The organism is Frondihabitans sucicola, from assembly GCF_030296615.1.
In the GTDB taxonomy this organism is placed as follows: domain Bacteria; phylum Actinomycetota; class Actinomycetes; order Actinomycetales; family Microbacteriaceae; genus Frondihabitans; species Frondihabitans sucicola.
Genome location: NZ_AP027732.1, coordinates 2672409 through 2686025 on the forward strand (window position 1 = coordinate 2672409; position 13617 = coordinate 2686025).

Annotated in this window: 8 protein-coding genes, 1 tRNA gene and 2 pseudogenes; 1 reads left to right on the forward strand and 10 read right to left on the reverse strand. The window is 68.1% G+C overall.

Going from position 1 to position 13617, the window contains the following annotated elements; all coding sequences use genetic code 11:
* Positions 1-52 precede the first annotated feature (52 nt).
* Positions 53-134: transfer RNA gene (locus QUE79_RS13780), tRNA-Leu, on the reverse strand.
* Between the two features lie 268 nt (positions 135-402).
* On the opposite strand from QUE79_RS13780, the gene QUE79_RS13785 reads away from it, so the two are divergent.
* The gene (locus QUE79_RS13785) at positions 403-606 is read left to right on the forward strand and encodes a cold-shock protein (RefSeq protein ID WP_056054766.1); all 204 of its coding nucleotides are present in this window, start codon (positions 403-405) and stop codon (positions 604-606) included.
* A 200-nt stretch (positions 607-806) separates the two neighbouring features.
* On the opposite strand, the gene QUE79_RS13790 is transcribed toward QUE79_RS13785, so the two are convergent.
* From QUE79_RS13790 to QUE79_RS13830, 9 genes and pseudogenes are all read right to left on the reverse strand, one after another.
* Entirely contained in the window at positions 807-1445 is a 639-nt protein-coding gene (locus QUE79_RS13790) for a hypothetical protein (RefSeq protein ID WP_286343602.1), read from the reverse strand.
* 147 nt (positions 1446-1592) lie between these two features.
* Complete coding sequence (gene pyk / locus QUE79_RS13795) at positions 1593-3038, reverse strand: pyruvate kinase (RefSeq protein ID WP_286343603.1); 1446 nt, start codon at positions 3036-3038, stop codon at positions 1593-1595.
* Between the two features lie 108 nt (positions 3039-3146).
* Positions 3147-4604, reverse strand: coding sequence for a glutamate synthase subunit beta (locus tag QUE79_RS13800; RefSeq protein ID WP_286343604.1), 1458 nt, complete (start codon positions 4602-4604; stop codon positions 3147-3149).
* Positions 4597-9166: pseudogene (gene gltB / locus QUE79_RS13805) on the reverse strand (glutamate synthase large subunit). The gene QUE79_RS13800 and the pseudogene gltB overlap by 8 nt, the downstream one beginning before the upstream one ends.
* Before the next feature lie 282 nt (positions 9167-9448).
* Positions 9449-10453 (reverse strand): prolipoprotein diacylglyceryl transferase, encoded by a 1005-nt coding sequence (gene lgt / locus QUE79_RS13810; protein WP_286343605.1) that lies wholly within the window; start codon positions 10451-10453, stop codon positions 9449-9451.
* Positions 10454-10565: 112 nt separating this feature from the next.
* A complete protein-coding gene (gene trpA, locus QUE79_RS13815; protein ID WP_286343606.1) occupies positions 10566-11366 on the reverse strand; it encodes a tryptophan synthase subunit alpha in 801 nt (266 codons plus the stop codon).
* Positions 11363-12576 (reverse strand): annotated as a pseudogene (trpB, locus tag QUE79_RS13820) (tryptophan synthase subunit beta). Before trpB ends, trpA begins: the two are co-directional and overlap by 4 nt.
* Positions 12576-13349: an indole-3-glycerol phosphate synthase TrpC gene (gene trpC, locus QUE79_RS13825; protein ID WP_286343607.1), complete on the reverse strand. Its 774-nt coding sequence runs from the start codon at positions 13347-13349 to the stop codon at positions 12576-12578. Before trpC ends, trpB begins: the two are co-directional and overlap by 1 nt.
* Positions 13350-13589: a DUF6704 family protein gene (locus QUE79_RS13830; protein WP_286346725.1), complete on the reverse strand. Its 240-nt coding sequence runs from the start codon at positions 13587-13589 to the stop codon at positions 13350-13352.
* Between the last annotated feature and the right edge of the window lie 28 nt (positions 13590-13617).

Here is a 13617-nt window from a genome sequence, read left to right on the forward strand (position 1 = left end):
TAAGAGGGTTTTCGATGGTGTTCCGGTGCGCCTCGAGCCCCGACGAATTCGGTGCGAATGGCGGGACTCGAACCCGCAAGCCGTGAGGCAGAGCATTTTGAGTGCCCCGTGTATGCCAATTCCACCACATTCGCGCGACGAACAGCATACCGGTCCAGCCCCGTGGAGACGGATCGCCCGCGACGATCGAAGATGACCATCGGCGACATCTTTCGGCCCTTTCCGCCATCTCGGGGCCGTCCTGGGATAGGGTGAGCCGCACTGGTTGTTGTGTTACGCATTTGTACTTCGCGATGAGGCATCATTTCGTCTCATCGTTCTTAGAGGGAGCGGACAAAAAAGCACCGCGACGAGAGATCTCGACAGACGAGATCGGACACCTCTGATTGAAGGAAAAGAAAAATGGCAACAGGCACCGTGAAGTGGTTCAACTCCGAAAAGGGCTTCGGCTTCATCACCCCCGACGACGGATCCACTGACGTGTTCGCGCACTTCTCCGCGATCGCCGGCGACGGATACCGCAACCTCGAGGAGAACCAGAAGGTCGAATTCGAGACCGCTCAGGGCAACAAGGGTCTTCAGGCGGAGAACATCCGCGTCATCTGATCCATTGGGGCTGTGGCGCTTTCGGCGCCGCAGCCCCACTGCAGAACGACCCCGACAGTTTCCTGGCGGGGTCGTTCTGATTGTTGGGGGTGCGCGTGACTTCGGCGTTCCAGCCCCCACTGCAGAACGGCCCCGCCAGGGTACTGTCGGGGCCGTTCTGCGTGCGGCGTCCCCGAGGGCCGGCTCGGCGGGGAGCAGCGTTACCGGGGCAGCGACAGGCCGAGCAGCTCGGCGACGGGCTCGAAGTCGTGGCGGGCGGTGACGTAGGTGAGTTCGGCCATCGCCTGGGTGGCGGCGGGCGTCAGCGTCGCGCTGTGCGATCCGCTGGCGACAGTGCCTTGATCGTGCTCGAGAGGGAGCTTCTCGAACGGGAGAGAGTCCACGGCGACCTTGGCCGCCCGGAACCGTCTCGTGATGACGCTCCAGAGCACCAGCTCATCGGCGGTGGCGTCGTCGGGCGCGGCCAGAGCGACGTCGCCGGGGACCTCGATGGCCGGAAGCCGCACCACATTGGGCTCCGGCGGCCTGCCGACAAGCGCCTCGCGGATCCCGATGGCTGTGGCGAAGCCGACGACGCCGCCGAGGGCGAACATCATCGCGAGGGCGACCCAGTCGGTGACTTTCGACGTGTGCCAGGCGGACAGGTCGATGAACCCGCCGCCGACGACACCGCCGACGAAGGCGCTCCAGTGCACGCGAACCCGGCCGCGCCGGCGCACGGCGGCCGCGTCGACGTAGGAGGAGCGCGTCTCGTCGACGGTGAACGTCGAGTCGGACGGCACCGCGTACAGCCGGGAGGCGTGGACGAAGCACCCCTCGTGAGACCCGTCGACCGTCATGGGGTCGATCCTAGATTTCCCGGGTGGGCAGGATCCTGGAATCTCAGCAGGATCACGGCTGGGCTCTCGGCGATCCGCGCCGGGCCGACGACGAAGGCCGGCCCCTCCCGAAGGAGAGACCGGCCCGAATCACTCGACCTGAGGGTGCTACGCCTTGACGTAGGCCGGAGCGGCCTCGTTGTGCGCGTCGCCGACGCGGTGCACGCGCAGGTCGTTCGTCGAGCCGGCGATCCCGGGAGGGGAACCCGAGATGACGATGACCTTCTCGCCGTGCTCGGCCAGGTCGTTGCCGAGCAGGACGTCGTCGACCTCGCCGAACATCTCGTCGGTGTGGGTGACGGGATCGACGAGGTACGACTGGACGCCCCAGCTCATGGCCATCCGACGGCGGATGGCCTCGTCGGTCGTGAAGGCGATGATCGGAATCGCGTGGCGGAGCCGCGACATACGACGGACGGAGTCGCCGCCCTCGGTGAAGACGCAGACGTACTTCGCCTGGACGAACTCTCCGACGTCGGCGGCGGCCAGAGTGATGGCTCCGCCCAGCGTGCGGGGCTTGGTGCCGAGGGCGGGGATGCGCTCGAGACCGTGCTCTTCGGTGGACTGCACGATGCGCGCCATGGTGGCGACCGTGACGACGGGGTACTCGCCGACGCTGGTCTCGCCGCTCAGCATGACGGCGTCTGTTCCGTCGAGGACGGCGTTCGCGACGTCGGACGTCTCGGCACGGGTCGGGATCGGGCTGGAGATCATCGACTCGAGCATCTGCGTGGCGACGATGACCGGCTTGGCCATGCGGCGGGACAACTCGATGGCGTGCTTCTGGACGATCGGGACGGCTTCGAGCGGGAGCTCCACGCCGAGGTCGCCGCGGGCGACCATGATGCCGTCGAAGGCATCGATGATGGCCTCGAGGTTGTCGACGGCCTGCGGCTTCTCGATCTTGGCGTAGACGGGGACCTTCCGGCCCTCCTCCCCCATGATCTCGTGCACGCGGTCGATGTCGTCGGCGTTGCGGACGAAGGAGAGCGCGATGAAGTCGGCGCCCAACTGAAGACCCCAGCGGAGGTCGGCCTCGTCTTTGTCGGACAGGGCCGGCACGTTGACGGCCACGCCGGGCAGGTTGATGCCCTTGTTGTTGGAGACGGTGCCCGCGACGACGACCTCGGTCGTGACCACGGTGCCGTCGGTCTCGAGGACGCGCAGCTTGACGCGGCCGTCGTCGATCAGGAGCGGGTCGCCGGCCTTGACGTCGTCCGGGAGGCCCTTGAACGTGGTGCCGCAGATCTCTTTGGTGCCGAGGATGTCTTCGGTCGTGATCTTGAAGACGTCGCCGACCTCGAGGTCGTGCGGGCCGTCGGAGAACTTGCCGAGACGGATCTTGGGGCCCTGAAGGTCGACCAGGACGGCGACGGCTCGACCGGAGTCTGCGGCGGCCTTCCGCACGTTCTCGTAGACGCCCTGGTGGACGTCGTACGTTCCGTGGCTGAGGTTCATCCGCGCCACGTCGACGCCCGCGTCGATGATTGCGCGGATGTCTTCATAGCTCGACGTCGCGGGCCCGAGGGTCGCGACGATCTTTGCACGTCTCATTTGTTCCTTCATTGGGGGTGATTTCGCGGGTGGACGCGACGGACGCGTCACTCCACCCTATTCCCAGCGACGGGGTGATCTCTCAACGGCACCCGACGCTCGGGTGAACTAGACGGAGATCGAGCGGTCGGTCGGACGCACCGGGAAGGGCAGCGACGTCGAGCCCTCGAGGTACTTGTCGACCGCGGATGCGGTGGCGCGTCCCTCGGCGATGGCCCAGACGATCAGCGACTGGCCACGGCCGGCGTCGCCGGTCACGAACACGCCGGGCTGGCTCGTCTCGTACTGCGCGTCGCGCTCGATCTGGCTGCGCTCGTCGAACGGGACCTTCAACTGGGCCTCGAGCGCCTCGCGCTCGGGGCCGGTGAAGCCGAGGGCGAGCAGGACCAGGTCGGCCGGGATCTCGCGCTCGGTGCCGGACTTGGGCACGCGGCGCCCGTCGACGAACTCGGTCTCGGCCACGCGGATCGCGCGGACCTCCCCGACCTCGTTCGAGAGGAACTCGACCGTCGAAGCCAGGTAGACCCGCTCGCCGCCCTCCTCGTGCGCACTCGACACCTCGAACAGGGTCGGCTGCATGGGCCACGGCTGGTGCTCGGGCCGCTCGGCCGGCGGCTGCTGGCCGATGGCGAGGTTCGTCACACTGAGGGCGCCCTGGCGGTGTGCCGTACCGATGCAGTCGGCGCCGGTGTCGCCGCCGCCCAGGACGACGACGTGCTTGCCCTCGGCCGTGATCTGGTCGGCGATCTTGTCGCCGGCTCCGACGCGGTTCTGCTCGACGAGGTACTCCATGGCGAAGTGGACGCCGGACAGGTCGCGACCGGGGATCGGGAGGTCGCGGGGAACGGTCGCGCCGGTCGCGACGATGACGGCGTCGTATCGCGCGCGCAGGTCGTCCCACGCGATGTCCTTGCCGATCTCGACGCCGGCGCGGAAGCGGGTGCCCTCGGCCTGCATCTGAGCGAGCCGCTGCTCGATCTGCTTCTTCTCCATCTTGAAGTCCGGGATGCCGTAGCGGAGGAGACCGCCGATCCGGTCGTCGCGCTCGTACACCGCGACGGTGTGGCCGGCGCGCGTGAGCTGCTGCGCGGCGGCGAGGCCGGCGGGCCCGGAGCCGACGACGGCGACGGTCTTGCCGGTCAGGCGCTCGGGCGGGTGCGGGGTGACCCAGCCGTTGGCGAAGGCCTGGTCGATGATCGAGACCTCGACCTGCTTGATGGTCACCGGTGGCTGGTTGATGCCGAGCACGCAGGAGGCCTCGCACGGAGCGGGGCACAAGCGACCGGTGAACTCCGGGAAGTTGTTGGTCGCGTGCAGACGCTCGCTGGCCTGGCGGCCCTCACCGCGCCACATGAGGTCGTTCCACTCCGGGATCAGGTTGCCGAGAGGGCAGCCGTGGTGGCAGAACGCGACGCCGCAGTCCATGCAGCGGCCGGCCTGCCGGCGGAGCTCGCCGCTCTCCTGCTGCTCGTAGACCTCTTTCCAGTCCATGAGCCGGACGGAGACAGGGCGGCGCTTGGGCAGCTCGCGCTTCTGTACCTTCAAGAAACCTTTGGGGTCAGCCACCGGTCACCTCCATGATTCGAGTCCACACTTCGTCGCCGTCGGGGTCGAGACCCTCGTCGGCTGCTGTCTTTCGCGTTTCGAGGACGGCCGCGTAGTCGCGCGGCAGAACCTTCACGAACTCCGCGGCGGCGGCTTCGACGTCGGCCAGCAGGCCTTCTGCGACGGTCGACCCCGTTTCGCGGTGGTGCTGTTCGAGCAGGTCGCGCAGGATCTCGACGTCCGCGCTTCCGAGAGGCTGCAGGAGGAGTTCTCCCGTGGCCAGCGAGTCGTCGTTGACGTTCTCGCGCTCGAGGCCGCGAACGTAGGCCGTGCCGCCGCTCATGCCCGCGCCGAGGTTGCGCCCGGTGGGGCCGAGGATGACGGCGAGCCCGCCCGTCATGTACTCGAGCGCGTGGTCGCCCACGCCCTCGACGACCGCGCTGGCACCCGAGTTGCGGACCAGGAAGCGCTCCCCCACGATTCCGCGGATGAACATGCTGCCCTGCGTGGCGCCGTAACCGATGACGTTGCCGGCGATGACGTTGTCCTCGGCCGCGAACGTGGCGTCGGCCGGCGGTCGCACGACGATCGTGCCTCCGGAGAGGCCCTTGCCGACGTAGTCGTTGCTGTCGCCGACCAGGCGCAGCGTGATGCCGGCGGGCATGAACGCGCCGAGCGACTGACCGGCGGAACCCGTGAGGGTGATGTCGATGCTGCCGGCGGGAAGGCCGTGCTCACCTTTGCGGACGGTGACCTCGTGGCCGAGCATCGTTCCGACGGCGCGCTCGGTGTTGCGGATGGGAAGGCTGAGCGCGATCGTGCCGCCATGCTCGACGACGTCGGCGGTGGCTGCGATGAGCTGGTTGTCGAAGTGCTTCTCGAGCTCGTGGTCTTGCGGGACGCGGTTGCGGCGCGGCTCGTCGTCGTCGAACTCGGGGCCGACGAGGACGGGCTCCAGGTCGAGACCGGAGGCCTTCCAGTGCTCGACGGCACGGTCGACGCCGAGGAGCTCGTTGTGGCCGATCGCCTCCTCGAGCGAGTGGAAGCCGAGCTCGGACAGGTACTCGCGAACCTCCTGCGCCAGGAACTCGAAGAAGTTGACGACGTACTCGGCCTTGCCCGAGAAGCGCGCGCGCAACTCGGGGTTCTGAGTGGCGACGCCGACCGGGCAGGTGTCGAGGTGGCAGACGCGCATCAGGATGCAGCCCGACACGACCAGGGGCGCGGTCGCGAAACCGAACTCCTCGCCTCCGAGGAGCGCCGCGACGATCACGTCACGCCCCGTCTTCATCTGTCCGTCGACCTGCACGACGACGCGGTCGCGCATGCCGTTGAGCATGAGCGTCTGCTGGGTCTCGGCCAGGCCGATCTCCCACGGCGTGCCGGCGTGCTTCAGCGAGTTGAGCGGGCTCGCGCCGGTACCGCCGTCGTGGCCCGAGACCAGGACGACGTCGGCCAGGGCCTTCGTGACGCCCGCGGCGACAGCACCGATCCCCGACTGGCTGACCAGCTTGACGTGCACGCGGGCCGTGGGGTTCGCGCGCTTGACGTCGAAGATGAGCTGCTTGAGGTCTTCGATCGAGTAGATGTCGTGGTGCGGCGGTGGCGAGATGAGGCCGACGCCGGGCGTCGAGTGGCGGGTGCGCGCAACCCACGGGTAGACCTTCGAGGCGGCGAGCTGGCCGCCCTCGCCGGGCTTGGCGCCCTGCGCCATCTTGAGCTGAATGTCGGTGGCGTGCGTGAGGTACATGCTCGTCACGCCGAAGCGGCCCGAGGCGACCTGTTTCACGGCGCTCCGGCGTTCGGGGTCGAGGAGACGGTCGACGTCTTCTCCGCCCTCGCCGGTGTTGGACTTGCCGCCGAGCCGGTTCATGGCGATCGCCAGCGTCTCGTGCGCCTCCTTGGAGATGGAGCCGTAGCTCATCGCGCCGGTGGAGAAGCGCTTGACGATGGACTCGACCGACTCGACCTCGTCGATCGGCACGACCGGGCGTGTCCCCGTGCGCAGCGTGAAGAGCCCGCGGAGGGTCATCAGGTTCTCGGCCTGGTCGTCGACCATCTTCGTGTACTCGCGGAAGATGTCGTACCTGCGGGTCCGGGTGGCGTGCTGGAGGCGGAAGACCGTCTCGGGGTTGAAGAGGTGCGGCGGTCCCTCGCGGCGCCACTGGTACTCCCCGCCGGTCTGCAGGCGCTCGTGAGCGCTCGACGCACCGGCGGCGTGGTACGCGCTGAGGTGGCGTTCGGCGTTCTCCGTCGCGACGACGTCGATGCCGACGCCGCCGAGACGCGTCGACGTGCCCGTGAAGTACGTGTCGATGAACTCGTGGCTCAGGCCGACGGCTTCGAATGCCTGCGCGGCGGCGTAGCTGGACACCGTGGAGATGCCCATCTTGGACATGATCTTGAGCACGCCCTTGCCGAGCGCCTTGATGACGTTCTTGACCGCCTGCTCGGGCGAGATGCCGGTGATCATGCCGCTGCGGACGAGGTTCTCGCACGTCTCCATCGCGAGGTACGGGTTGATCGCCGAGGCGCCGTACCCGATCAGCGTGGCCACGTGATGGACCTCGCGGACGTCGCCGGCCTCGACGATCAGGCCGACCTTCATGCGGTTCTCGGTGCGGATGAGGTGGTGGTGCACAGCCGCGATCATCAGCAGCGACGGGATGGGGGCCAGGTCGGCGGTCGAGTCGCGGTCGGAGAGCACGATGAACTGCGAGCCCCCTCGATCGCCTCGTCGACCTCCTTGCAGAGCGCGTTGATGCGCTTCTCCATGGCCCGTGGGCCCTTGTCGACGCGGTACAGGCCCTTGAGGGTCGTGGTGAGGCTCGAGCCGGGACGCGGGTCGATGTGCTGGATCTTGGCCAGCTCGTCGTTGTCGATGACCGGGAAGTCGAGGATGACCTGGCGCGCGTGCTCCGGCGTGGCGGCCAGGAGGTTGCGCTCCGGCCCCAGTCCGAGCTTGAGCGACGTGACCACGGCTTCTCGGATGGAGTCGAGCGGGGGTTGGTCACCTGGGCGAACTGCTGCGTGAAGTAGTCGAACAGCAGCCGCGGCCGCTGGCTGAGGACGGCGATGGGCGTGTCGCTGCCCATCGCACCGAGCGGCTCGGCACCGTTCTTGGCCATCGGCGTGAGCAGGATCCTGACCTCTTCTTCGGTGTAGCCGAAGGTGCGCTGGCGACGGGTCACCGAGGCAGGCGTGTGCACGATGTGCTCGCGCTCGGGAAGGTCTTTGAGGTGGATGCGGCCCATCTCGAGCCACTCGCCGTACTCTTCCGACGACGCGAGCTCGTTCTTGATCTCGTCGTCTTCGATGATCCGGCCCGCCTCGGTGTCGACGAGGAACATCTTGCCGGGGCGCAGACGGCCCTTGCGGACGATCTTCGACTGCGGGATGTCGGGGAGCACGCCGATCTCGCTGGCCAGGACGACCAGCCCGTCGTCGGTGACGAGGTACCGACCGGGGCGCAGACCGTTGCGGTCGAGCGTCGCGCCGACGAGCGAGCCGTCGGTGAAGGTGATGGCGGCGGGGCCGTCCCACGCCTCCATGAGCATCGAGTGGTACTCGTAGAAGTTGCGGAGGACGGGGTCGATGCCGACCTGGTTCTCCCACGCCTCGGGCACCATCATCATGATGGCGTGCGGCAGCGAGCGGCCGGTCAGGCTGAGGAGCTCCACGACCTCGTCGAACGAGGCCGAGTCGCTGTTGCCGGGGCTCACGATCGGGAGCAGTGGCTGGATGTCGCCGATCAGCTCGGATTCGAGTTGCGACTGACGGGCGCGCATCCAGTTTCGGTTGCCGCGCACCGTGTTGATCTCGCCGTTGTGCGCGATCATCCGGAACGGCTGGGCGAGCGGCCAGGACGGGAACGTGTTGGTCGAGTAGCGCGAGTGGACGATCGCGAGCTTCGACGCCACGCGCTCGTCGGAGAGGTCGGGGTAGAACGGCTCGAGCTGCAGCGTCGTGACCATACCCTTGTAGACCATGGTGCGGCTGGACAGCGACGTGAAGTACGAACCCAGTTCACGCTCGGCCCGCTTGCGGAGCCGGAACGCGAGACGGTCGAGGTCGACGCCGGAGGTGTGGTCGTCGCCGTGCGCGGCGGCCACGAACAGCTGCTCGAACGCCGGCATGGCCTTGCGCGCCAGGGCGCCCAGCTCGTCGGGACGCACGGGGACGTCGCGCCACCCGACAACGCGGAGCGACTCCTCCTCGGCGATGGCCTGGAGAGCGGTCTTCATGGTGGAGCGCTCGTCGTCGTCGACCGGCAGGAAGCCGATGCCGACGGCGTAGTGGCCCGCGGCGGGCAACTCGAACTCGACGACCTCGCGGAAGAAGGCGTCGGGCACCTGCATGAGGATGCCCGCGCCGTCTCCGGTGCCGGCGTCGGAGCCGACCGCGCCTCGGTGCTCGAGGTTGCGGAGGGCACCGAGCGCGGCATCGATGATGTCGTGACCGGGGGTGCCGCGGAGAGTGGCGACCATGGCGAGGCCACAGGCGTCTTTCTCCTGGTCGGGGTCGTAGAGACCCTGTGCCGCGGGGATGCTGCTGAAGGTCTGGTGCGCTGGCGTGAGAGCCATGTCGATCCGTCCTCACGAGTGTGGACTATCCAGGATTGTGAACGAGCACCTGGACTAGTACGTGAAAGATAACGCAGGGCGGGGCTTCGCTGGCCCGGTTCGCGACCTCTCGGCAGGAAACCGAGGGGGTGTGGCAGGCGCCGTCAGGCTCGGGGTCGTGGCCGGACGGGCGTCGTTGCTTCTCGAGGGTCTTAGTGCGGACTCGCGAGGTGGTGCTTCTCCGGTGGCCTGATCAGGCCCGGCCGGAGCGGGTGGTGCGGGAACGTGTGATGCGGGTGGTGCTCAGGCGGTGGTCTTTGCTGTGGCACCGACTGCGGAGTGGTCGTCGTCTTCGTCAGCCGACTCTGCGATGGAGTCTACCTCAGGGTGATCGACCTCTCCGGTGATGACGGGAGCGAACCCGGCTTCGTTCGGGCCTTTGCCCGGAACGTACGCGCTGGGCACCAGGCCGGTGTGTCGGCGACTCTGCACGTAGAAGATGAAGACACCGAGGCCGACGGCCAGGAAGGCGACCCACACGTTCACGCGGACGCCGAGGAACAGCTCGCTGTAGTCGGTGCGAATGGACTCGAACCACATGCGGCCCGTGCCGTACCAGAGGAGGTAGAGCGCGAAGGTCTTGCCCCACTCGAGCTTGACGTTGCGATTGATGAGCAGGATCACGGCCATGCCGAAGAGATTCCAGAGGATCTCGTACGCGAACGTCGGGTGGAACAGGGTGCCGGCCGGCAGGCCCACCGGGTAGGCGGCGTTGGTCGACTCGATCTTGAGGCCCCACGGGAGCGTGGTGGGCGTGCCGAAGAGCTCGTGGTTGAAGTAGTTACCGAGCCGGCCGAAGGCCTGGGCGAGCATCAGGCCGGGAGCGAGGGCGTCGACGAAGACCGACAGGCGGATGCCGGTCTGCCAGCAGCCGAGGATGGCACCGATCGCGCCGAACGCCAGGGCGCCGAAGATCGCGAGCCCGCCCTCCCAGACGTAGAAGACCGTGAGGATGTTCTTACCCGCGCCGAAGTAGTCGTCGGGGTGTGAGACGACGTGGAAGAAGCGACCGCCCACGATGCCGAAGGGCACGCACCAGATGGCGAGGTCGATGATGACCCAGCGTTCGGCCCCGCGGCGATTCAGGCGCGCGTTCGTCACGAGCACGGCCGCCACGATGCCCAGCAGGATGCAGACGGCGTAGGCGTGGATCTTCAAGGTGAACGGCAGAGAGATGCCGAACGCGCTGTCGAGCCACCCCGTGAAGTCGAAGAACTGCCAGGAGGCAGAGGGGCTCGGGATGCTCAAGGGCAACAACGTTCAGGTGCCTTTCGTGAAACGTACTTCTGGAAGGAACTGTGTGAAGCGGTGTGTTCGTGTCGAACCGCCGCGGCGTCGGCCGCCTCGGCGGCACGGTTCGCTAGGAGACTCTACTGCCCGAAGCCATGTCGCTCGCGACGGCGGCCAGGTGTTCGAGGCCTCCTTCGGCGAGTGCTCGGACGAAGGCGGACCCGATGATCGCTCCGTCGGCGTAGGCGAGGACCTCGCGCACCTGCTGGGCGGTGCTGATGCCCAGACCCACGCAGGCGTTCTCGACGCCGACCTCGCGGAGGCGGGCGACGAGCGTGGCCGCTGCCGCGTCGACGTCGCTGCGCGCACCGGTGATTCCCATGGTCGAGACGGTGTAGACGAAGCCGCGGCTCGCCTCGACGGCTTGCCGCAGCCGGGCGTCGCTGGACGACGGGGCGGCCAGGAAGACTCGGTCGAGGTCGGCGCGGTCGGCGGCGGCGATCCATTCGGCCGCCTCGTCGGGGATGAGGTCGGGCGTGATCAGCCCTGCCCCGCCCGCGGCCGAGAGGTCGTCGGCGAAACGCTGTGCGCCGTACTGCGACACGGGGTTCCAGTAGGTCATGACGACGATCGGTACGTCGGTCTGGGAGACGATCTCGCGCACGGCCGGGAATAGCTCGCGGACACGGAAGCCCTCGGCGAGGGCGCGCTGCGTGGCGGCCTGGATGACGGGGCCGTCCATGACCGGGTCGGAGTAGGGCAGACCCAGCTCGAGGACGTCGATGCCGTTGGTCGCCAGAGTCACGGCAGCGTCGATGCTGGTCTGGAGCGTCGGGAACCCCACCGGCAGGTAGCCGATGACCGCTCCCGATCCGGCGTCTTTCCGCGCGGTGATGGCGCGGGAGACCTTACTGGTACTGGAGTCGATCACAGCTGCTGCCCCTCCTCGTCGAGGATTCCGAAGTAGCGGCTGGCGCTGGCCACGTCTTTGTCGCCCCGGCCCGACAGAGAGACGAGGATGGTCGTTCCTGGGCCCCGGTCGCGGCCGAGGCGGAGCGCGCCGGCCAGGGCGTGCGACGACTCGATGGCCGGGATGATGCCCTCCGTGCGGCAGAGCAGCCGGAACGCCTCCATGGCGTCTTTGTCGGTGACGGGCTCGTAGTGGACCCTGCCGATCTTGGCGAGCCAGGCGTGCTCCGGCCCGACGGCAGGATAGTCGAGCCCCGCGGAGATCGAGTGGCTCTCGATGGTCTGGCCGTCTTCGTCTTGCATGAGGTAGGACTTGGCGCCCTGCAGGACGCCGGTGCGGCCGAGGGTGATGGACGCGGCGTGTCGACCGGACTCGATGCCATCGCCCCCGCCTCGAAGCCGTACAGCTCGACCGAGGCGTCGTCCAGGAACGCGTCGAAGATGCCGATGGCGTTCGAGCCGCCGCCGATGCACGCCGTCACGATGTCGGGCAGGGCGCCGGTGAGGTCGAGGACCTGCTGCCTGGCCTCTTCGCCGATGATCTTGTGGAAGTCGCGCACCATGGTCGGGAAGGGGTGCGGGCCGGCGACCGTGCCGAGCACGTAGTGGGTGGTCTCGACGCTGGACACCCAGTCGCGGAGAGCGTCGTTGATGGCGTCTTTGAGCGTGCGCGAGCCCGTGGCGACCGGGATCACTTCGGCGCCGAGGAGCCTCATCCGCGCGACGTTGAGGGCCTGGCGCTCGGTGTCGACCTCGCCCATGTACACGACGCACTCCATGCCGAACAGCGCCGCCGCGGTCGCGGTGGCGACGCCGTGCTGGCCGGCGCCCGTCTCGGCGATCAGGCGGGTCTTGCCGAGCTTCCGGGCGAGGAGAGCCTGGCCGAGCACGTTGTTGATCTTGTGCGAGCCGGTGTGATTGAGGTCTTCGCGCTTGAGGATGATGCGCGCGCCACCCGCGTGCTCGGCGAAGCGGGGCACCTCGGTGATGATCGAGGGACGGCCGGTGTAGGTCTTGTGGAGCGCCGCCAGCTCGGCCTGGAACTCGGGGTCGACGGCCGCGGCACGGTACGCCTCGTCGAGTTCGTCGAGGGCGGCGACGAGGGACTCGGGGACGAAACGTCCGCCGAACTCGCCGAAGTACGGACCGACTGCGTCGCGCAGAGTGGTCATCAGACCTCCAGGAAGGTGTTGAGTGCGTCGACCGGGTCGCCGTGGACCACGAGGGCCTCGCCCACCAGGACCACGTCGGCCCCGGCGCGCCGGTAGTGCGCGACGTCGGCGGGGGCCTTGACGGCCGACTCGGCGACGCGGACGACGCCGGAGGGAATGCTGTCGGCGAGTGTTCCGAACAGGTCTTGGTCGAGCTCGAACGTGCTGAGATTTCGGGCGTTGACGCCGAGGACCGTTGCTCCGGCGTCGAGGCCGCGCACGACCTCGTCGGCCGAGTGGGTCTCGACGAGAGCCGTCATGCCGAGCTCGAGCACCAGCTCGTGCAGGTCGACGAGCGTCTTCTGGTCGAGCCCTGCGACGATCAGGAGGGCGAGGTCGGCGCCCGCGGCCCGCGCCTCGAACACCTGGTACGGAGTCGCGATGAAGTCTTTGCGCAGGACCGGCACGGTGACGACCTCGCGAACGGCTTCGAGGTCGGCGAGGCTGCCCTTGAACTTTCGGCCTTCGGTCAGGACGCTGATGGCGCTCGCCCCACCGGTCTCGTAGGAGAGAGCGAGAGAAGCCGGATCGGCGATGTCGGACAGCGGACCGCGCGAGGGGCTCGCCCGCTTGACCTCGGCGATGATCTTGACGCGATCCGCCGGCTGGAGTGCGGCACGCGCGTCGAGCGCGGGCGTGCGGGCCAGGGCGTCGCGTTCGACGTCGCTGAGAGGACGCAGGGCTTGGCGAGCCGAAGCATCGGCCAACGCACCCGCGTAGAGGTCGTCGAGCACTTAGCTATGCGCCTTCGGCACGTAGCGGTGACCGCCCACGCCATAGCCCATGCGCTTGAGGATCTGGCCGACGATGAGGCCGATGACCTCGAACCCCGCGGCGATCCAGACCACGACGGGCAGGTCGAAGCAGAACGCGGCGGTGCCCACGGCGAATGCGACGAGCATGATGATCACAGCGGTCCACGCGGCGATCGAGTTGCCCTCGGCGTCGTGCTCCTCGTGTTGCGTGTCGGCGATCGCCTTGCTCGTGGTGTCGGTGCTCACG